Origin of the sequence: Bacteroides sp. BFG-606, from assembly GCF_024788145.1 — a bacterium.
Classification (GTDB): Bacteria; Bacteroidota; Bacteroidia; order Bacteroidales; family Bacteroidaceae; genus Bacteroides; species Bacteroides vicugnae.
In genome coordinates this window covers 6,055,241-6,075,067 of the sequence record NZ_JANUIL010000001.1, presented here as the reverse complement: position 1 = coordinate 6,075,067, position 19,827 = coordinate 6,055,241, and the positions used below count along the sequence as shown (strand labels likewise).

The following is a 19,827-nucleotide window of genomic DNA, read 5'->3' as shown; positions in this document are numbered from 1 at the left end:
TAGGCATTAGTTCGTTCCACATAGGTTTCCCTTTCGTTCCACATAGGTAGAACTAAAGGAAAACCTATGTGGAACGAAAGGAAAACAGTTGTGGAACGAATAATAATTAGTCAGATGGCTCGTTAATATATACTATTAAAGAATTTCTTTTATTCTACGAACTGTCTAATCAGATTTACGAAATCCTTTCCATATTTCTTTTTCTTGTATTCTCCGATACCGCTGATTTCACCAAATTCTTCAATAGTAGTAGGGCGGGAAATACTAAGCAGGTGTAATACTTTGTCTGACAAGACGATGTAGGCGGGTAGTGCCTCCTGATCAGCCAGTTGTTTCCTCAATCCGCGTAAGGCTTCGAATAAATCCTCGTTTTCTCCCCCTTCCAGGCCGAAAGGAAGTACCTTTGCAACCACCACTTTCTTCTTTTTTCCTTTTTGAGTGGCGACTTCTTCGTGCCGGATGACTGCTAATGTCGCCTTGGCTCTTCCGAAGAGAATATCACTTCCGCTTGCCGTAATTTTAAGATGATTGTTTTCATTATAGGCTATTTCAAAGTAGCCGAGTTGCAACATTTGAAGCAAATAGTCTTGCCAGTCACGAGGAGGAATGTCGCGTCCGGCACCAAATGTTTTAAGTTCCTGATAACCTTTTCCGGTTACTTCCGCAGAATAGCTTCCACGAAGAATATCGATCAACAAGCCTGTACTGATTTGTTGTTCTGTGCGGGCGATGGCACTTAATGCCTTTTGCACAATGACTGTACCGTCAAATCGTCGAGGGGGATTTTTACAAACATCACAGTTACCGCAATCCTCTGTGGTTGTTTCTCCGAAATAGCTTAACAGAATCCTTCTCCGGCAAATATCGGATTCAGCATATTGTTGCATCCGTTGTAGTTTTTCCAGATTGATGTTCTGCTGATTGCTTTCCGAAGCAAATTTAGTGAGTAATATGAGATCTCCGAGTGAATAAAACAGGACAGTACTGCTGGGGAGGCCGTCACGTCCGGCACGGCCTATTTCCTGATAAAAACTTTCTATACTTTTGGGAAGATTATAATGTATGACCCAGCGGACATTTGATTTATCGATCCCCATTCCGAATGCAATGGTGGCACATACCACCTGTATGCGGTCGTTGATAAAGTCATCCTGTGTTTCGTCCCGGTGTTGGGCGGATAATCCGGCATGATAGACACCGCAGCGGATACCCTGCTTTTGCAACATCTGTGCAACGGTTTCTGTCTTACTCCGGCTCATACAGTAAATAATCCCACTTTCTTTCCCGTGACGGTGAATAAATTCTAAGATAGCCTTGTTCTTTTCCTTCGCTTGAAACCCACGTTTCACAGTCAGACTGATGTTGGGGCGGTCGAAGGATGAGATGAAGACACGTGGATGGTTGAGGTGTAATTGCCGTGCGATGTCTTCGCGCGTGATTTTATCCGCAGTGGCAGTTAGGGCGACAATCGGTATTTGCGGAAATTGTTGGTGGAGCACTCCCATTTGTGTGTATTCCGGACGGAAGTCATGTCCCCATTGTGAAATGCAATGCGCTTCATCAATAGCAAACAGAGAGATGTTCATATCCCGCAATAAATAATCCTTTTCTGCTAAAAGTTTTTCCGGTGAAATGTAAAGCAGCTTCAGTCGCCCCTCAATGCAGGTACGTCGCAGATGAACGTTTTCCGTTTCGTTATTACTGCTGTTCAGTGCCCCGGCTGCGATGCCGTTTGCCAGCAATGCTTCTACCTGATCTTTCATCAATGAGATGAGTGGAGAAACGACAACAGCGGTACCTTCGCAAAGCAGTGCGGGAAGTTGGTAGCAGATCGATTTCCCCCCGCCAGTAGGCATTAATACCAGTGCATCCTGCTTATTCAGGACATGGCGGATGATTTCTTCTTGCAGCGGACGGAAACTATCGTATCCGAAATATGTCTTTAGAGTTTCTCTTATTGATGCTAATTTATCCATGCCGCAAAGGTACATTTTTCTTCGGCAATTTTCATCATGTGTAGATTTCTGTTTCTGATATGAATTATAAATAAGTTAAAGTTTCTTATTATTCGAGGCTATTCCTTCTTTTTCAAGGTTTTTGATTGTTTATTTAGAAAAAAAATGCACAAAATAATTGTGTGTTTAAAAAAAAAGTAAGACATTTGTAACATGTTATGTTGCAAATGAGCAATTATTAACAAATGAACAAACCCTAACCAGTTAATTCAATGAGTGATTTAGAGAACAAAAAAACGGAAGAAACTCCGAAAAAACGTCCCTACAATTTGAGGGAAAAGAAAGAAAAGAAGGCTGCATACAGGTCTTTAATTAGACCGGAATTGGCAGACGAGTTGTATGACAAAATCTTGAATATCATCGTTGTACAGAAGAAGTACAAGGATCCTGATTATTCAGCTAAGGACTTGGCGAAAGAATTGAAGACGAATACTCGTTACCTTTCTGCAGTAGTGAACTCACGCTTTGGTATGAACTATTCTTGCCTGTTGAATGAATACAGAGTAAAAGATGCTTTGCATTTATTGACGGACAAACGTTATGCCGACAAAAATGTGGAAGAAATTAGTGCTATGGTTGGCTTTGCAAATCGTCAATCTTTTTACGCTGCATTTTACAAAAACGTAGGTGAAACTCCTAACGGATATCGCAAAAAACATTTGGAAAATAAGAAATAATTGCGCGTTCCGAAACTGATCAAAAGGAATTACCTCTGAAAGATAAATTTTGGGGATAATTCCTTTTCTCATTTTAATTAATCAATGCTAGCATTATGAGAAAACATCTGATTTTAATGACAGTGGCCGCCACGCTTTTAACGTCGTGCGGAGGAAGTAAAACAACAACTGCTGAAGCAGGAAAATTTGATTATACAGTGGAACAATTTGCTGATTTACAGATATTGCGTTATAAGGTTCCCGGATTTGAGGAACTGACGCTGAAACAGAAGGAACTGATTTATTACCTGACAGAGGCTGCTCTGGAAGGAAGGGATATTCTGTTTGACCAGAATGGAAAATATAATTTGAGAATCCGTAGGATGCTCGAAGCAGTATATACAAACTATCAGGGAGATAAAACGACGCCTGATTTTAAAAACATGGAGGTGTATCTGAAAAGGGTATGGTTCTCCAATGGTATTCATCACCACTATGGTATGGAGAAATTTGTGCCGAACTTCTCACAGGAATTTTTGAAACAGGCCGTGCTCGGTCTGGATGCCAAGTTGCTTCCATTGGAGAAAGGGCAGACTGCCGAACAGCTTTGTGCCGAACTGTTTCCGGTGATTTTCGATCCGACGGTTATGCCGAAACGGGTAAACCAAGCGGATGGCGAAGATCTTGTGTTGACCTCTGCTTGTAATTATTATGATGGAGTGACGCAGAAAGAGGCGGAAAGTTTCTATAGCGTGCTGAAAGATCCGAAAGATGAAACACCGGTTTCTTATGGACTGAATAGTCGTTTGGTAAAAGAAAACGGGAAGTTGACAGAGAAGGTTTGGAAAGTAGGCGGGCTTTATACACAGGCAATTGAGAAGATTGTTTATTGGCTGAAGAAAGCGGAAGGTGTGGCAGAGAATGAGGCACAAAAAGCTGTTATCACCAAGCTGATCCAATTTTATGAAACCGGTGATTTGAAAGATTTTGATGAATATGCGATTCTTTGGGTGAAAGACCTTGACTCACGGATCGATTTTGTGAACGGATTTACCGAAAGTTACGGCGATCCTTTGGGGATGAAAGCGAGCTGGGAATCTTTGGTGAACTTCAAAGATCTGGAATCGACACACCGTACGGAGATTATCAGCAGTAACGCGCAATGGTTTGAAGATCATTCTCCGGTTGATAAGTCTTTTAAGAAAGAAAAGGTGAAAGGCGTATCGGCTAAAGTAATCACTGCCGCTATTCTTGCGGGTGATCTTTATCCGGCAACTGCTATTGGTATCAATCTGCCGAATGCCAACTGGATTCGTGCCCATCATGGCTCCAAATCGGTGACTATCGGAAACATAACGGATGCTTATAATAAAGCTGCTCATGGAAACGGATTCAACGAAGAATTTGTTTATAGTGATGCGGAATTACAGCTGATCGATGCTTATTCTGACTTGACGGATGAGCTTCATACAGACTTGCATGAATGTCTGGGACACGGTTCCGGCAAGTTGCTTCCGGGGGTAGATCCTGATGCATTGAAGGCTTATGGTTCTACTATCGAAGAGGCACGGGCCGATTTATTCGGATTGTATTATGTAGCCGATCCGAAGCTGGTGGAATTGGGGCTGCTCTCTTCTCCCGATGCTTATAAGGCTCAATACTATACTTATCTGATGAATGGGTTGATGACACAACTGGTACGTATTGAACCGGGAAATAGTGTTGAAGAAGCTCACATGCGCAATCGCCAGCTGATAGCCCGTTGGGTATTTGAAAAGGGGGCTGCCGATAAAGCGGTGGAACTGGTGAAAAAAGACGGAAAGACTTATGTGGTTATCAATGACTATCAGAAGGTACGTCAACTTTTCGGTGAATTATTAGCTGAAATCCAGCGCATCAAGTCGACTGGTGATTTTGAAGGTGCCCGTACATTGGTAGAAAACTATGCGGTAAAAGTGGATCCGGCTCTGCATGCAGAAGTTCTGGAACGTTATAAGAAGCTGAATCTGGCTCCTTACAAAGGCTTTGTGAATCCGAAATACGAACTGGTGACAGATGAAAACGGAACTGTTACAGATGTCACAGTTTCCTATGATGAGGGTTATGTAGAACAAATGTTGCGTTACAGCACTGATTATTCTCCGTTGCCTTCAATAAACAACTGATTTGAAATGGATATTAAAGAACAATTGAAAGATATCAAGACACAGCTCCGTCTCTCTATGAACGGGGCTGTGTCCCAAAGTATGCGTGAGAAAGGGTTGGTTTATAAACTCAATTTCGGAGTAGAACTGCCCCGCATCAAGATGATTGCCGAAAGTTATGAGAAGAATCATGACCTGGCACAGGCTCTGTGGAAAGAGGACATTCGCGAATGTAAAATTCTGGCGGGAATGCTTCAGCCGATTGAAACATTTTATCCCGAGATAGCCGACATTTGGGTAGAAAATATCCGGAATATCGAGATAGCCGAGCTGACTTGCATGAATCTCTTCCAGCATTTACCGTATGCTCCGGCCAAATCTTTTCACTGGATTGCTGACGAGCAGGAGTATATACAGACTTGTGGTTTTCTGACGGCCGCCCGTCTTCTGATGAAGAAAGGCGATATGACTGAACGCGCTTCCGGTGAATTACTCGATCAGGCGATCTGTGCCGTACATTCCGACAGTTATCACGTTCGTAACGCTGCTTTACTGGTTATCCGCAAATATATGCAGCATAGTGAAGAACATGCTTTTCAAGTATGCCGTCTGGTGGAGGGAATGGCTGATTCTACCTTGGAAGGGGAGCAGATGCTCTACAACATGGTGAAAGAAGAGACTGAAGAATAATTAACCCATTACTTATTTCTAAGAATTTCTTTTGCTTTCCGCAAAAAAGGCTTAACTTTGTTCGCGCTAATTTTGGCTGATGATGGAAACTCAAAACGTGAAAGATACAGTAAGGCAGATATTCACGGAATATCTCACGGCGAACGGGCATCGTAAGACTCCTGAACGTTACGCCATACTCGATACTATTTATTCTATCGACGGTCACTTCGATATTGACATGCTTTATTTACGGATGATGGACCAGGAGAATTTCCGGGTGAGCCGTGCAACTCTCTACAACACTATTATCCTCCTTATTAATGCACGATTGGTCATTAAGCATCAGTTCGGCACTTCTTCCCAATACGAAAAATCATATAATCGCGAGACACATCATCATCAGATATGTACTCAATGTGGTAGAGTGACCGAGTTTCAGAACGAGGAATTGCAGCATGCCATTGAAAATACGAAATTGAGCCGCTTCCAGCTTTCACATTACTCCTTATATATATATGGAGTATGTAGTAAGTGCGACAGAGCTAACAAACGGAAAAAAGTAAATAACAACAATAAAAAAGAAAAATGAAAGTAGATGTTCTATTAGGATTACAATGGGGCGACGAAGGTAAAGGAAAAGTAGTCGACGTTTTAACACCTAAGTATGATGTGGTTGCTCGTTTTCAGGGCGGCCCGAATGCCGGTCACACGCTTGAGTTCGAAGGACAGAAATATGTGCTCCGCTCTATTCCTTCCGGTATTTTTCAGGGAAACAAGGTAAACATCATCGGTAACGGTGTGGTACTTGATCCCGCATTGTTTAAGGCAGAGGCAGAAGCACTTGAGGCATCAGGTCATCCGCTGAAAGAACGTTTGCACATTTCAAAGAAAGCTCATCTGATTCTTCCGACACACCGTATTCTGGATGCTGCTTATGAAGCAGCCAAAGGAGATGCCAAAGTTGGAACTACCGGCAAAGGGATCGGTCCTACTTATACGGATAAAGTAAGCCGTAACGGTGTTCGTGTAGGTGACATTCTTCATAACTTCGATCAGAAGTATGCTGCTGCGAAGGCTCGTCACGAGCAAATCCTGAAGAGTCTGAATTATGAATATGACCTGACAGAATTGGAAAAAGCATGGTTGGAAGGTATCGAATACCTGAAACAATTCCATTTTGTAGATAGCGAACATGAAGTGAATAATCTGTTGAAAGATGGTAAGAGTGTTCTTTGTGAAGGAGCTCAGGGTACTATGCTTGATATTGATTTCGGTTCATATCCGTTTGTGACTTCTTCCAATACCGTATGTGCGGGAGCCTGCACCGGACTGGGAGTGGCGCCTAATCGTATAGGTGAAGTATATGGTATTTTCAAAGCATACTGTACTCGTGTAGGAGCAGGTCCGTTCCCATCAGAACTATTTGATGAAACAGGTGACAAGATGTGTACTTTGGGACATGAATTCGGTTCTGTTACCGGACGTAAACGTCGTTGCGGATGGATCGACCTGGTAGCGCTGAAGTATTCCGTTATGATAAACGGGGTTACCAAATTGATTATGATGAAGAGCGATGTACTCGATACTTTCGAAACAATCAAAGCTTGTGTTGCTTACAAAGTGAACGGTGAAGAAATCGATTATTTCCCGTATGACATCACAGAAGGCGTAGAACCAGTGTATGCGGAACTTCCCGGCTGGCAGACGGATATGACTAAGATGCAGAGCGAAGATGAATTCCCGGAAGAATTCAACGCTTATCTGACTTTCCTGGAAGAGCAGCTTGGTGTAGAAATCAAGATTGTTTCCGTAGGACCGGACAGAGCACAGACGATCGAACGTTATACTGAAGAATAACAATTGATTAGGCACGGATTACACGGATTTCACGGTATTAATTAAAAAGAAACCGTGAAATCCGTGTAATCCGTGCCTAAAATATTTCTTCTCTGCGATAGCGCATTTACCGATTTAACCTTTTTCAAGCCTATAATAATGTACGCCTTATGAAAACACGTTTTATAACTTTCCTTTTGTTGTTAGTCATGAACTTGGGAGCATTTGCACAATCTCCCTATCAACCTGCTGAAGAGAATCTGAAAGCACGACAGGAATTTCAAGACAATAAGTTTGGCATTTTTCTTCACTGGGGGCTATATGCTATGCTCGCTTCCGGTGAGTGGACTATGTCAAATAATAATCTGAATTATAAAGAGTATGCCAAACTGGCAGGTGGATTCTATCCTTCCAAGTTTGATGCGGATAAATGGGTGGCTGCTATTAAAGCTTCGGGAGCTAAATATATCTGTTTCACTACCCGTCATCACGAAGGTTTTTCTATGTTTGATACCAAGTATTCGGATTATAACGTAGTCAAAGCCACCCCTTTTAAAAGAGATATCGTGAAAGAACTGGCAGCAGCCTGTGCCAAGCAGGGTATCAAGCTTCATTTTTATTACTCACATCTTGACTGGGCGCGTGAGGACTATCCTTGGGGACGTACAGGGCAGGGGACAGGACGTGCGAACTCGAAAGGGGATTGGAAAAGTTATTATCAATTCATGAATAATCAGTTGACGGAGTTGCTGACGAATTATGGTCCCATAGGTGCTATCTGGTTTGACGGATGGTGGGATCAGGACCAGAATGAAAAATTCGATTGGGAATTACCGGAGCAATATAGGCTGATTCATAGACTCCAGCCGGGATGTCTTATCGGTAACAATCATCACCAGACACCTTTTGAAGGTGAAGATATTCAGATTTTTGAACGTGATCTGCCCGGTGAAAATTCTGCCGGACTTTCCGGGCAAGATGTAAGCCATCTGCCGTTAGAAACTTGTGAAACAATGAATGGCATGTGGGGATATAAGATTACCGACCAGAATTATAAATCTACGAAGACATTGATTCATTATCTGGTGAAAGCAGCCGGTAAGAATGCCAATCTTTTGATGAATATCGGTCCTCAACCCGATGGGGAACTTCCTGCGGTAGCTGTGCAACGCTTGGCAGAGATGGGAGAGTGGATGAAACAATATGGCGAAACGATCTATGGAACACGAAGTGGTGTAGTTGCTCCGCATGATTGGGGAGTGACAACACAAAAAGGAAATAAGCTCTATGTGCATATCCTTGACCTGAAAGACAGGGCTTTATTCCTGCCGTTGACAGACAAGAAAATTAAGAAAGCAGTCTTGTTTAAAGATCAGTCTCCGGTTCGTTTCACAAAGACGAAAGCAGGTGTTTTGCTTGAGTTTGCAGAGGTTCCGAAAGATATTGACTATGTAGTAGAACTGACAATTGACTAATTTTTAGCTAATTCTTCATAAAAGCGAGGGGAAACTATTCTGACATTGGTAGTTTCCCCTTATTTTTGGCAAACAATTTGTTTCAGAGATATAGAGTAATAATTAAAATTGAAAAGTATATGATGTCTTATTGGGTATTATTTATAGGAATCGCTGTTGTCAGTTGGCTGGTGCAGATGAATTTGCAAAACAAATTCAAGAAGTACTCTAAGATTCCTACAGGAAACGGAATGACAGGACGCGATGTTGCTTTGAAGATGTTGCATGACAATGGAATTTATGATGTACAGGTTACACATACGCCGGGACGATTGACCGACCACTACAATCCTACTAACAAAACCGTGAATTTGAGTGAAGGAGTGTATGAAAGTAACAGCATTATGGCGGCTGCCGTAGCGGCTCATGAATGTGGACACGCTGTGCAGCATGCACGTATGTACGCTCCGTTGAAAATGCGTAGTGCATTGGTTCCGGTTGTGAACTTTGCTTCTTCCATTATGACGTGGGTATTGTTGGGTGGTATCTTGCTGGTAAACTCTTTCCCGCAGTTATTGCTGGCAGGTATTATCCTGTTCGCCATGACTACCCTGTTCAGCTTTATCACGCTGCCGGTGGAAATCAATGCAAGTAAACGTGCATTGGTATGGTTGAGCTCATCCGGCATTACTAATTCGTATAATCATGCACAGGCTGAAGATGCTCTTCGTTCTGCTGCTTATACGTATGTAGTTGCTGCATTAGGTTCACTGGCTACATTGGTTTACTACATCATGATCTTCATGGGTAGAAGAGACTAAGAAATGAAAGAGGGAAAAGGCAGGTTTGCCAGCTTCCTTCTATAAAATAAAAAGAGATCCTCCGCAGTCTTTCCGAAGACTATGGAGGATTTTTTTTAGTATATGTAAGCATTGCTCGGAAATTTGCAGTAAATTTGCACAATTAAAATTATAAACAGTAATATGATGGCAGCAAAACCAAGTATTCCTAAAGGAACTCGTGACTTTTCGCCGGTAGAAATGGCGAAGCGTAATTATATATTCAATACGATTCGTGACGTATATCATTTGTATGGATTTCAGCAGATAGAGACTCCTTCGATGGAGATGCTTTCTACACTGATGGGAAAGTACGGCGATGAAGGGGATAAACTACTCTTTAAGATTCAGAATTCAGGAGATTATTTTTCCGGGATTACTGACGAAGAATTGTTAAGCCGTAATGCTGCCAAACTGGCAAGCAAATTCTGTGAGAAAGGTTTGCGTTATGATTTGACAGTACCTTTTGCCCGCTACGTGGTGATGCATCGTGATGAAATCACTTTCCCGTTCAAACGTTATCAGATTCAACCGGTATGGCGTGCCGACCGTCCGCAGAAGGGACGCTATCGTGAATTTTATCAATGCGATGCTGATGTTGTAGGAAGTGATTCATTACTGAATGAAGTGGAATTGATGCAGATTGTCGATACTGTTTTCAGTCGTTTCAATATTCGTGTATGTATTAAGATTAACAACCGTAAGATTCTTTCCGGTATCGCTGAAATTATAGGTGAATCAGATAAGATTGTCGATATTACCGTAGCGATTGATAAACTGGATAAAATCGGTTTGGATAATGTAAATGCCGAACTGAAAGAGAAGGGGATCAGTGATGAGGCTATTGCCAAGTTGCAGCCGATTATTCTTCTTAGCGGTACGAATGCGGAAAAGTTGGCAACATTGAAAAATGTATTATCAGCCAGTGAAGTAGGATTGAAGGGAGTGGAAGAAAGCGAATTTATCCTGAATACATTGGAAGCAATGGGCTTGAAGAATGAAATCGAACTTGACCTGACACTAGCTCGCGGACTGAACTATTATACAGGTGCTATCTTTGAAGTGAAAGCATTGGATGTGCAGATTGGCAGTATCACAGGAGGTGGCCGTTATGATAATCTGACCGGAGTATTCGGTATGGCAGGAGTGTCGGGAGTAGGTATCTCTTTTGGTGCAGACCGTATCTTCGACGTATTGAACCAACTCGATCTTTATCCGAAAGAAGCTGTAAATGGAACAGAAATTCTGTTTATCAACTTCGGTGAAAAGGAGGCAGCTTTCTCTATGGCAATTCTGGCTAAAGTGCGTGCTGCAGGTATTCGTGCAGAGATTTTCCCGGATGCATCCAAGATGAAGAAACAGATGAGTTATGCCAATGCAAAGAATATTCCGTTTGTAGCTATTGTCGGTGAGAATGAAATGAACGAAGGCAAAGCAATGCTGAAGAATATGGAGACAGGAGAACAGAATCTTGTTTCAGCAGAGGAGCTGATTGCTGTTGTGAAGAAATAAGCAGTTAATAATTTACTATATATTGTGAGAGTTCGGTATTACACCGGACTCTTTTTTTGACTGGGATTTAATACTTTATTTGATCTAGTATGCCATTGAGGAAAGCAATTGCCACTCCATAATTCGTCATAGGAATATGTTGCTCCCGCGCGCGTTCAATACGGCTAAGTACGTATTTACGATTGAACATACATGCTCCGCAATGGATAACGAGAGAGTAAGGAGTCAGGTCCTGTGGAAAGTCGGTTCCGGCTACCATATCAATTTGCAGATTCTCTCCAATTCGTTTCCGTAACAAACGGGGAAGTTTCACTCTTCCTATATCTTCTGAAAGGGGAGCGTGTGTACAAGCTTCCGCTATCAGTACACGTGACGATTCCGTTAGTCCTTCAATGGCAGTTGCACTTTCTACATAATAATGAATATCACCTTTATATCCAGCGAAAAGCACAGAGAAAGAGGTTAGTTCACTTTCCTTTGGCTTCTGTTCATAAATAGTCTTGAAGACCTGTGAATCGGTGACGATTAATTTCGGGGGACGGGCAAGAGCTTGCAGGGTTGCCGAAAATTTGTCAGTGGTACAAGTCACTACGAGACATTTCTTATCCAACAATTCGCGGATAGTCTGCACTTGGGGCAGAATCAGTCTGCCTTTAGGAGCCTGAATATCCTGCGGCATGACCAGAAGTACAAGGTCGTTTTCTGTAACAAGCTCCCCGGTGATACTCTGTTGACCGAAATCTGAAGGTAGTTTTTCGAGAATGGCTTGCCGGATCTGTTCAATTCCTGTCTTTTCTTTGGCACTGATAAGTAATGGGCGTATTTTACATTCTTTCTCAATATACGTAGCTAAGCTATCGCTATTTTCTCGTATATCTATTTTATTCAATATCGGAATGACAGGGATATTTTTCTCTTTCAATAATGCCAGCATCTCCTTTTCATGAGAAAAAGTAGTGTCTCCACATAGTAGCAATGCAATATCCGTTTTCTCGATAGCCTTTAAAGTCCGGCTGATACGCAGCTCCCCCAGTTCTCCCTCATCATCGAACCCCGGAGTATCTATAAACAAACACGGACCAATACCTTGAATTTCCATAGCTTTGGATATAAGGTCGGTAGTCGTTCCCGGAGTATTTGAAACGAGGGCGGTGTCCTGTCCTGTCAATGCATTGATAAGAGAAGATTTACCACAGTTTCGTCTACCGAAAAGGGCTATATGAAGTCTGTTTGCATTTGGAGTATCTGTTAAGTTCATAATTAATAATTTTTTAATGTGCAAATGTGCCAATTGGCTGCGCATGAATGAACTAATTGACATATTAGCACATTGACACATTGGCGTATTATTTAAAATCTAAAATCTCTTTGCCCTGCGGCTATGGCTTTGAGGTTTCGGATAGCTATTTCCCTGATTTTGGGGTTGGGGATCCGGTCTGTTTCTTTTAGAATCAATTCTAATCCTTTCTGGCGGGTATCTTCGGAAGCATAATCTTCCAGATACTCTTTCAGGGTCATCAGTGCATTGGGGCCGCAACAGTTGGCTATCTGGCCGGATTTTACTAATGACATGAAACGGTCGCCTGTCCGTCCTTCCCGGTAACAGGCAGTACAGAAACTGGGGATATATCCGAGTTCGAGCAACCAGTTGACCACTTCGTCCAATGTCCGGGTATCGCTTACGTCAAATTGCGCGGAATTATGGTCGGGTAATTCTGTTTCAGCATATCCGCCTACACTGGTGCGTGAACCGCCGCTGATTTGTGAGATACCCAATTCGAGCACCTTTTTACGTGATTCTTGTGATTCACGTGTGGAAATAATCATTCCCGTATAAGGAACGGCCATGCGGATAACAGCTACAATTTTACTGAATATCTCATCGGAGATTGCATTCGGAAAATCTCCCGCATCAATGTCGTCCGCCGAACAGATACGCGGCACGCTGATTGTATGAGGACCTACACCAAATTTGGCTTCCAGATGTTCGGCATGCATTAACAATCCGATAAAATCATACCGATAAGTATTCAAACCGAAAAGCACACCAATACCTACATCATCGATTCCCCCTTCCATGGCACGGTCCATCGCTTCGGTGTGATAGGCGTAATTACTCTTGGGGCCGGTGGGATGAAGTGCTTCGTAGTTGTCCTTGTGATAAGTCTCCTGGAATAAGATATACGTACCGATACCTGCCTCTTTTAATCGGCGATAATTTTCTACTGTAGTGGCTGCGATATTTACGTTTACGCGGCGGATAGCTCCGTTTTTATGTTTGATACTGTAAATCGTTTGAATAGATTCCAGAATATATTCTATCGGATTTAGTGACGGATGTTCACCCGCTTCAAGAGCGAGCCGCTTATGTCCCATATCCTGCAAGGCAATCACTTCCCGGCGAATTTCCTCCTGCGTCAGCTTCTTGCGTGCAATCGTTTTGTTTTTAGCATGATACGGACAATATACGCAACCGTTTACGCAATAGTTTGATAAATAAAGTGGTGCGAACATGACAATGCGGTTGCCGTAAAACTTCTGTTTGATTTCTTTGGCGAGATGAAAGATACGTTCTATCAGGTCAGGTTGGTTACATTCCAGCAGAACGGCTGCTTCCCGGTGCGTCAGTCCTTTGCACAGAGCAGCTTTTTCAATCAGTTGTTCAATCAGGACACGGTTATCCTTATTCTTCTGCGCATATTCCAGCGTATCCAGAATCTCTTCATGATGGATAAACTCTTCTGCTTTTGATGAATCTTTTTGGTATATCATATATTTTCTGTTTTTTCACCATGAGTTGCCCGAATATCACAGATTAAGATTTAATCCGAAATAAATCTTTGTGAATCTGTGCAGTCCGTGGTGCACTTAAAGTCGCCTCTTTCGGTAGAAATCTCGTAACCGATGGCATTCAACTGCTTTTGTAAGGCAGCCAGCCCTTCGGCAGATTCCGCTCCGAGTGAAGCTTTGTCATTGTATAATTCGTATTTTCTTCGCTCCTCCCGGGGAGACAGGTTGGGCATAACCACATTGGCACCTGCTAAAATACCCCGTTCCCTGCCATCAGGAATGAGAGTGGCAAGAGCTGTTGTTGCCGGAATCAATGCGGACGGATGCATCAGGCGGAAGATGGATAATAGAAGAATCGTCTGTTCCACCGTTCCGCTGGGATGTTCTGCAAAAGGCGTGTCATGATGCGGCAGGAAAGGTCCGATGCCAATCATTTCCGGGCGGAGCTTTTTTATAAACAATAGATCCTCAATGATATGCTCTACTGTTTGTCCCGGACTGCCGACCATAATTCCGGTTCCTGTCTGATAACCGATCTCTTTCAAATCCGCTAAACATTGCAGACGTTGTTTGCCGGACATTTCCGCCGGATGCAGTTGCCGGTAATGCAACTCATTATAAGTTTCGTGACGTAACAGATAACGGTTGGCTCCGGCACGGAAGAAACGTTCGTATGCCTCACGTGATTTTTCACCGAGCGACAGCGTAATGGCACAATCCGGATACTCCTGTCTGATACGGGCGACGGTCATTTCTATCTGATCGTCTGTCAGTGCAGGATCCTCTCCTCCTTGTAATACAAAGGTGCGGAATCCCAGTTCATAGCCCTGTTTGCAACAGTCCAGTATACTCTCCCGGCTTAACCGGTAACGTTCGATATTCGGATTTCCTTTTCGAATACCACAGTAATAACAGTTATTCCGGCAGCAGTTGCTGATTTCAATCAGTCCGCGGATATAAATTTTGTTTCCGAAGTGGAGGAGTGTGACTTCCTGCGCCTGTTTATTGATGTAACGCAGAGTTTCTGCGTCACATCCGGTCAACAGTTGCCGGAATTCTTCCGGTGTCAGTGTTCTTTCCTGTCGTAGTTTATCGATCCATTGTTTCATAGCTCTCTTTCCGTTTGAGCAGCTCTTGTGCCAGTTGGCGACGTCCCGAAACAATGTCGTTATGCGTACTCGGTCCGGTGATACATCCTCCTTCGCATGCCATCACTTCAATAAACTGTCCGGCAGCCTTTCCCGTCTTGGCACAGGCACGCAGCAGAGCGATATTCTTTTTATTGATGTCCGACACTTGTATCGCATTGATTTTCTCCGCTTCTTCTTTCAGATAAGCTTTGACAGCTCCCATCACACCACCTGCCTGTGCAAATCCGTGTGCTTCGCGAACGGAAGTATGTAATACGGAGAACTCCTGCATTTGTTCCAGCTGAATGTCCAGCCCGTCGAGAATCGAACCGATTTCTTCGAACGTCAGGATATAATCCACAGCTTCATCGCGGCGTACTTCTTTTCGTTTTGCTACGCAAGGACCGACAAATACAATCTTAGCATCCGGATGCTTTTCTTTGGCAATCCGTGCGGTATAGTACATCGGTGATCCGGTGGTAGAAACATAAGGTTTCATATCCGGAATATGTTTCTCTACCAGTTCGATATAAGAAGGACAACAGGAAGTTGTCATAAACTTCTGACCCTCTTCCAACTTCTCCAACAACTCGTGAGCTTCATTGCTAGTGGTTGACATGGCGCCTTCGGCCACTTCGATCACATCGGTAAATCCTATTTCTTTGAAAGCACCGTATACTTGTCCGATGGAAGTCTTGAACTGTCCCAAAATAGATGGAGCAATGATGGCAACCATCTTTTCTCCTTTCCGGATCCGTTGCAATACATCGAACGTTTGCGAGATTTCGAAGATAGCACCGAACGGACAAGCATTCATGCATTTTCCGCAATAGATACATTTGCTTTCATCAATATATTCTATACCATGTTCATCTTTACTGATAGCCTTTACCGGACAAGATTCTTCACAAGGTACGGGAATATATACAATAGCGTGATAAGGACAACTTTTGTGACAAATACCGCAACTGACACACGTGTCATGGTCAATCATTGCCTGACCGTTTTTCTTGAAACGTATCGCATCCTTGGGGCAGTTCATATAACAGCTACGTGCCACACATCCGCGGCAAAGGTTGGTTATTTCATAATTGATTTGTATGCAGGAAGAACAGGCCTCATCGATGACGCACATGATATTCTCCTTTTCCGGTTCGGGGCGGCTCAATGCCAGTCGTGCATATTCGGAAAGCGGGGTAACTTCGTCGTGTTCGTCTGTCATATCCAGACCCATCAAGGGAAAAGTCTTGTATCTCCACACCGCACGTTCTTTGTGTATACAACAACGTCCTACAGGTTTTGATTTTCGTGGACTCAACTCAATCGGGAGCCGGTCTATCTTTTCCACTAATTCATCGTTTTTCCAGAGTCTGACAAGGTCCGCCAGCAATTTATGCCGGACAATCATAATATTATTCGTAAATGCCATATTGTAATAAAAGGTTGTTAGTTGGTGCAAAGATACGAACACTATTTCAATATTTAAGTTTTTTGAAACATTCTTGTAACTTTTTTGTAGCCTTCGCGTGCTATCTTTGTGGTGGACAAAAAATAAGAGGAGGCAGAGTTATGAATAGCAGTATTTTTGAACAGCGCAGTCGTTTTGCCATGATTGGTGCATTGATGGTTATTATCAGCCTGATGTTTTTATTCTACATGGGAAGTTCTTTGGTAAGCTCTACCAAAAAATATCTGGAGCAGATACATGAGATAGAGATCACTTGTATCGACACGGACGAATAAAAACAAGCAACCGGAAGGATAGGATAATCCGGAGGAAATTTGTATTTTTGCCGGAAGAAAAAACAGACCTTATGGAAGAAAAGAATAAAGCTTGGAAAACGGTGAGTAGCAAATATTTATTTCGCCGTCCATGGCTGACTGTGCGTTGCGAAGATATGCTACTTCCCAATGGTAACCATATCCCCGAATATTATATCCTTGAGTATCCCGACTGGGTAAATACCATTGCCATTACCAAAGACGGTAAATTCGTTTTTGTCCGCCAGTACCGTCCGGGAATCGAACGAACTTGTTATGAACTGTGTGCCGGTGTCTGCGAGAAGGAAGATGCTTCGCCATTGGTGTCCGCCCAGCGTGAATTGTGGGAAGAAACGGGCTATGGAAAAGGAAACTGGCAAGAGTATATGGTGATTTCCGCTAATCCGAGCACTCATACCAATCTGACCTACTGCTTTCTTGCCACAGACGTAGAACTGATAGATCATCAACATCTTGAAGATACTGAAGATATCACTGTACATCTGCTCACATTGGAAGAAGTGAGAAGCCTGCTAGATAAGAACGAAATTATGCAAGCACTGAATGCTGCTCCATTATGGAAATATATCGCAAATCTGTAATTGTGTTTGGAATTCTGTAGAGAAATAATAACTTTGGAGAAAAATTAAATCATTTTATTATGAAAACAGTTTTATGGAGTATTTTTTGTTTGTTTCTCTCCGGATGGGGAAGTATGCAAACGGCATCAGTGCAGGACTTGAAAGAGATGGAAAAGAACTTGTCTGCCATCAACGAGGAATTGAGTCAAAAGACAAAAGAATATAGTTGGCAGCTTGCAGCGGCTTACGCGGATTACTGTGAAGCAAACAATAAATATATAAGTTGGAACGATTTGCCTTATCTGCAACAGGTTGTCGAATATGAGCGTCCTGCTTCTTTGGAAACTTTCCGGTTGGAGCATAAGGCTGCAAAAGACGAGTTGGATAAGTTTTTAAATACATATAAGGAATATAGGGATCTCAAGAAGAAACAGACTGAAGCAGTGACCAAGGAGCAGAAAGATGCTGTATCTGCAGCCTTTGCTGCTTTTTGGAAAAAAGTTGAGAAGCGAAGAAAATTCTTATAAAGATTTATATTACGCCGAACGAAAAGCGATCTGCAAATATAGATCGGAGGCCTTGCGGCATGTAATTGCCCATTATAAGGAAGAAAAACAGGAAGTTCCTACTTCTTTTATAAAATATTCAGAACGGTCTTATTTATTGCAGAAAGGTTCTGCTTTGGAGTTGATGCAGAAAGAAATAAGTGCATTGGAAAGTGTGCAGAGAGAACTTGTACGGAATATAACGAGAGCAAAGTATGGCTTGAATGAGACTGAAGAGAAATAAAAGAGAATTTTACACACGCTTGATAAGATAATACGGGATAATCCCTTTTTATGCTGGAGGTCTGGACTGAAAAGTTCAGGCCTCTTTATCTTTCCCCTCAAGTATATATAGAAAAGTTTCTTTTCTCCCTATGCAAACTTCCTTTGCATGGGAAGTAAACTTATTAAGGTTATAGGGTAATCTATAAACGCAACTTTTGTTTATAAAATTGCAACTTGCATTTATATAAATGAAACTTCCGTTTTTATAAACGCAACTTGCGTTTATAGATTGAAGTAAAGGGGAAGTAACTTTGCCCGGTAGGGAAAGCAAGTTCTCTCCTTATCGAAAAGAAGTTTTCTAATAATACTTTGAACGATAGATAGTGAGGATTCGGACAGGGATGTATGTTTGTTCAGCGCTATTCCAATACAAAAATAATAGTCTCATTTACAGGTGCCCAGTCATAGATAAACTTGGCGTGGGAAGTCGCGTTTCGTACACACATATGCGAACGCGGTGTCGTTCCCAACGACGGACTATATTCAATCTGCGTCTTGCGGGGAGCATTGACCGGTACTCCATGGATATAGGCCCCATCTGTGAAACGGCTGGCATAAGGCGCATAACCTCCCGTTTCTTTCGAACCGTCTTTTAAAAATACCATCTTTACTTTCTTTTCCTGTAAAACAAACATACCTAACGGAGTTTCCTGTGCATATGGCGGCAGATGACGTCCCGTAGTGGAAGGATTCATACTGCGAACCACCCATTGACCTTTTCCGCTACGTTCGAGAGAAGTGATGTTCTGATTGTGGCGGTCTATGAAAATAGCTTTGTTAAAAACAACCGTATCTCCGATTACTTTGACATACTTTTTAGGAATCATCCATTCATCTCCGGTAAACACCGGTTCTGCTTTAATGAATTTTTCTCCATTTTCGATGAAACGGGTCAGTTCTCCATCCTGCCCGTAACGTTCGGGTACCAATGTGTCAGTCAGCAAATAAAGTGGAACGGATTGATAACGTTCTATACCGAGTGTATCTGCCACTCGTCCATAAGCATTTCTTTTGAAACTTCTCACCAGTGGCGCTTCTCCATTCCTGTTTTTGTAATTCTGGAGAATTGCCCACGTGGAAGGCTGTAACTGTATATTTTCGAGCAAGGCCAGCTGTTCTTTGATTTTATCCCATTGAAACTGCCGGGTAGTGTCTTTATAAGGATAGATATCATCCAATGTATATTGGTCGTACAACAAATCTTTAGTGATTTGTATCTGCTCTGCTGTGAGTTTTTTATCAACTGGTTTAACTTCGGGTTGAACTATTGTATCTTGCAACAGCGAGTCTGTTTGTTGTCCGTGTACAGGAGGAATCTCTCCTGAACGCGAAGTGCAGGAGTAGAAAACGCAAGAGGCGATGATGAGGCCGGATGCTATTCTATTCATATTATTTATACAGTGCATTTGATGGTTCGTTTACGAATATACGTCATTATAAGGAATAATCCTTTTGTTTTGTTTAAAAAGTGGGAGACAAATATACTTTTTTGCCATACAATGCAAGTTGTCAGTCATTTTGTCAGTCAAATTCTGACAAAGAATCATTTATTTACTTTGGCACGCTTTTCGCAATAACTTTAGCGTTCCGCCTGAAAAATGGCGGAT

16 protein-coding genes and 1 pseudogene are annotated in these 19,827 nt (G+C 42.5%); 11 read left to right on the top strand and 6 right to left on the bottom strand.

Features of this window, described 5'->3' with window-relative positions:
- Positions 1 to 149: 149 nt before the first annotated feature.
- Positions 150 to 1,976, bottom strand: coding sequence for a DNA helicase RecQ (recQ, locus tag NXV01_RS23375; protein WP_259023303.1), 1,827 nt, complete (start codon positions 1,974 to 1,976; stop codon positions 150 to 152).
- A gap of 251 nt (positions 1,977 to 2,227) precedes the next feature.
- On the opposite strand from recQ, the gene NXV01_RS23370 reads away from it, so the two are divergent.
- From NXV01_RS23370 to hisS, 8 genes are all read left to right on the top strand, one after another.
- Positions 2,228 to 2,692, top strand: coding sequence for an AraC family transcriptional regulator (locus tag NXV01_RS23370; RefSeq protein ID WP_004301101.1), 465 nt, complete (start codon positions 2,228 to 2,230; stop codon positions 2,690 to 2,692).
- A gap of 95 nt (positions 2,693 to 2,787) precedes the next feature.
- Positions 2,788 to 4,836 (top strand): dipeptidyl-peptidase 3 family protein, encoded by a 2,049-nt coding sequence (locus tag NXV01_RS23365; RefSeq protein WP_167511743.1) that lies wholly within the window; start codon positions 2,788 to 2,790, stop codon positions 4,834 to 4,836.
- 6 nt (positions 4,837 to 4,842) lie between these two features.
- Positions 4,843 to 5,505, top strand: coding sequence for a DNA alkylation repair protein (locus tag NXV01_RS23360; RefSeq protein ID WP_004307185.1), 663 nt, complete (start codon positions 4,843 to 4,845; stop codon positions 5,503 to 5,505).
- 82 nt (positions 5,506 to 5,587) lie between these two features.
- On the top strand, positions 5,588 to 6,076 hold the full coding sequence (locus NXV01_RS23355; protein WP_148364981.1) for a Fur family transcriptional regulator: 489 nt from the start codon (positions 5,588 to 5,590) through the stop codon (positions 6,074 to 6,076).
- A complete protein-coding gene (locus NXV01_RS23350) occupies positions 6,073 to 7,344 on the top strand; it encodes an adenylosuccinate synthase (protein ID WP_004301093.1) in 1,272 nt (423 codons plus the stop codon). Before NXV01_RS23355 ends, NXV01_RS23350 begins: the two co-directional genes overlap by 4 nt.
- A 149-nt stretch (positions 7,345 to 7,493) precedes the next feature.
- On the top strand, positions 7,494 to 8,798 hold the full coding sequence (locus NXV01_RS23345) for an alpha-L-fucosidase (RefSeq protein WP_148364607.1): 1,305 nt from the start codon (positions 7,494 to 7,496) through the stop codon (positions 8,796 to 8,798).
- A 119-nt stretch (positions 8,799 to 8,917) separates the two neighbouring features.
- Positions 8,918 to 9,598 (top strand): zinc metallopeptidase, encoded by a 681-nt coding sequence (locus NXV01_RS23340; protein WP_148364608.1) that lies wholly within the window; start codon positions 8,918 to 8,920, stop codon positions 9,596 to 9,598.
- Between the two features lie 165 nt (positions 9,599 to 9,763).
- On the top strand, positions 9,764 to 11,128 hold the full coding sequence (gene hisS, locus NXV01_RS23335) for a histidine--tRNA ligase (protein ID WP_148364982.1): 1,365 nt from the start codon (positions 9,764 to 9,766) through the stop codon (positions 11,126 to 11,128).
- 67 nt (positions 11,129 to 11,195) lie between these two features.
- On the opposite strand, the gene hydF is transcribed toward hisS, so the two are convergent.
- The 4 genes from hydF to NXV01_RS23315 all read right to left on the bottom strand — a co-directional run bounded on the left by hydF (position 11,196) and on the right by NXV01_RS23315 (position 16,477).
- Positions 11,196 to 12,386, bottom strand: coding sequence for a [FeFe] hydrogenase H-cluster maturation GTPase HydF (hydF, locus tag NXV01_RS23330; protein ID WP_259023302.1), 1,191 nt, complete (start codon positions 12,384 to 12,386; stop codon positions 11,196 to 11,198).
- A gap of 92 nt (positions 12,387 to 12,478) precedes the next feature.
- The gene (gene hydG / locus NXV01_RS23325; protein WP_195650261.1) at positions 12,479 to 13,900 is read right to left on the bottom strand and encodes a [FeFe] hydrogenase H-cluster radical SAM maturase HydG; all 1,422 of its coding nucleotides are present in this window, start codon (positions 13,898 to 13,900) and stop codon (positions 12,479 to 12,481) included.
- Between the two features lie 50 nt (positions 13,901 to 13,950).
- The gene (gene hydE / locus NXV01_RS23320) at positions 13,951 to 15,027 is read right to left on the bottom strand and encodes a [FeFe] hydrogenase H-cluster radical SAM maturase HydE (RefSeq protein WP_259023301.1); all 1,077 of its coding nucleotides are present in this window, start codon (positions 15,025 to 15,027) and stop codon (positions 13,951 to 13,953) included.
- The gene (locus NXV01_RS23315) at positions 15,008 to 16,477 is read right to left on the bottom strand and encodes a 4Fe-4S dicluster domain-containing protein (protein ID WP_148364611.1); all 1,470 of its coding nucleotides are present in this window, start codon (positions 16,475 to 16,477) and stop codon (positions 15,008 to 15,010) included. The genes hydE and NXV01_RS23315 overlap by 20 nt, the downstream gene beginning before the upstream one ends.
- A 140-nt stretch (positions 16,478 to 16,617) precedes the next feature.
- On the opposite strand from NXV01_RS23315, the gene NXV01_RS23310 reads away from it, so the two are divergent.
- The 3 genes and pseudogenes from NXV01_RS23310 (at position 16,618) to NXV01_RS25950 (ending at position 18,179) form a co-directional block, all read left to right on the top strand.
- Complete coding sequence (locus NXV01_RS23310) at positions 16,618 to 16,791, top strand: hypothetical protein (protein ID WP_004301069.1); 174 nt, start codon at positions 16,618 to 16,620, stop codon at positions 16,789 to 16,791.
- Between the two features lie 71 nt (positions 16,792 to 16,862).
- Entirely contained in the window at positions 16,863 to 17,411 is a 549-nt protein-coding gene (locus NXV01_RS23305) for an NUDIX hydrolase (RefSeq protein ID WP_148364612.1), read from the top strand.
- 59 nt (positions 17,412 to 17,470) lie between these two features.
- Positions 17,471 to 18,179 (top strand): annotated as a pseudogene (locus NXV01_RS25950) (DUF5039 family protein).
- A 400-nt stretch (positions 18,180 to 18,579) separates the two neighbouring features.
- Here NXV01_RS25950 and NXV01_RS23290 read toward each other — a convergent pair.
- Positions 18,580 to 19,626, bottom strand: a complete 1,047-nt coding sequence (locus NXV01_RS23290) for a L,D-transpeptidase (RefSeq protein ID WP_148364614.1) — start codon at positions 19,624 to 19,626, stop codon at positions 18,580 to 18,582.
- Between the last annotated feature and the right edge of the window lie 201 nt (positions 19,627 to 19,827).

What these genes read in the sequence shown, in the direction of transcription:
- recQ (WP_259023303.1), bottom strand. Translation starts at nt 1,976, where the DNA reads ATGGATAAATTAGCATCAATAAGAGAAACTCTAAAGACATATTTCGGA.
- NXV01_RS23360 (WP_004307185.1), top strand. Translation starts at nt 4,843, where the DNA reads ATGGATATTAAAGAACAATTGAAAGATATCAAGACACAGCTCCGTCTC.
- NXV01_RS23340 (WP_148364608.1), top strand. Translation starts at nt 8,918, where the DNA reads ATGATGTCTTATTGGGTATTATTTATAGGAATCGCTGTTGTCAGTTGG.
- hydG (WP_195650261.1), bottom strand. Translation starts at nt 13,900, where the DNA reads ATGATATACCAAAAAGATTCATCAAAAGCAGAAGAGTTTATCCATCAT.
- NXV01_RS23345 (WP_148364607.1), top strand. Translation starts at nt 7,494, where the DNA reads ATGAAAACACGTTTTATAACTTTCCTTTTGTTGTTAGTCATGAACTTG.
- NXV01_RS23305 (WP_148364612.1), top strand. Translation starts at nt 16,863, where the DNA reads ATGGAAGAAAAGAATAAAGCTTGGAAAACGGTGAGTAGCAAATATTTA.
- hydE (WP_259023301.1), bottom strand. Translation starts at nt 15,027, where the DNA reads ATGAAACAATGGATCGATAAACTACGACAGGAAAGAACACTGACACCG.
- NXV01_RS23315 (WP_148364611.1), bottom strand. Translation starts at nt 16,477, where the DNA reads ATGGCATTTACGAATAATATTATGATTGTCCGGCATAAATTGCTGGCG.
- hisS (WP_148364982.1), top strand. Translation starts at nt 9,764, where the DNA reads ATGGCAGCAAAACCAAGTATTCCTAAAGGAACTCGTGACTTTTCGCCG.
- NXV01_RS23370 (WP_004301101.1), top strand. Translation starts at nt 2,228, where the DNA reads ATGAGTGATTTAGAGAACAAAAAAACGGAAGAAACTCCGAAAAAACGT.
- NXV01_RS23350 (WP_004301093.1), top strand. Translation starts at nt 6,073, where the DNA reads ATGAAAGTAGATGTTCTATTAGGATTACAATGGGGCGACGAAGGTAAA.
- NXV01_RS23290 (WP_148364614.1), bottom strand. Translation starts at nt 19,626, where the DNA reads ATGCACTGTATAAATAATATGAATAGAATAGCATCCGGCCTCATCATC.
- NXV01_RS23355 (WP_148364981.1), top strand. Translation starts at nt 5,588, where the DNA reads ATGGAAACTCAAAACGTGAAAGATACAGTAAGGCAGATATTCACGGAA.
- hydF (WP_259023302.1), bottom strand. Translation starts at nt 12,386, where the DNA reads ATGAACTTAACAGATACTCCAAATGCAAACAGACTTCATATAGCCCTT.
- NXV01_RS23310 (WP_004301069.1), top strand. Translation starts at nt 16,618, where the DNA reads ATGAATAGCAGTATTTTTGAACAGCGCAGTCGTTTTGCCATGATTGGT.
- NXV01_RS23365 (WP_167511743.1), top strand. Translation starts at nt 2,788, where the DNA reads ATGAGAAAACATCTGATTTTAATGACAGTGGCCGCCACGCTTTTAACG.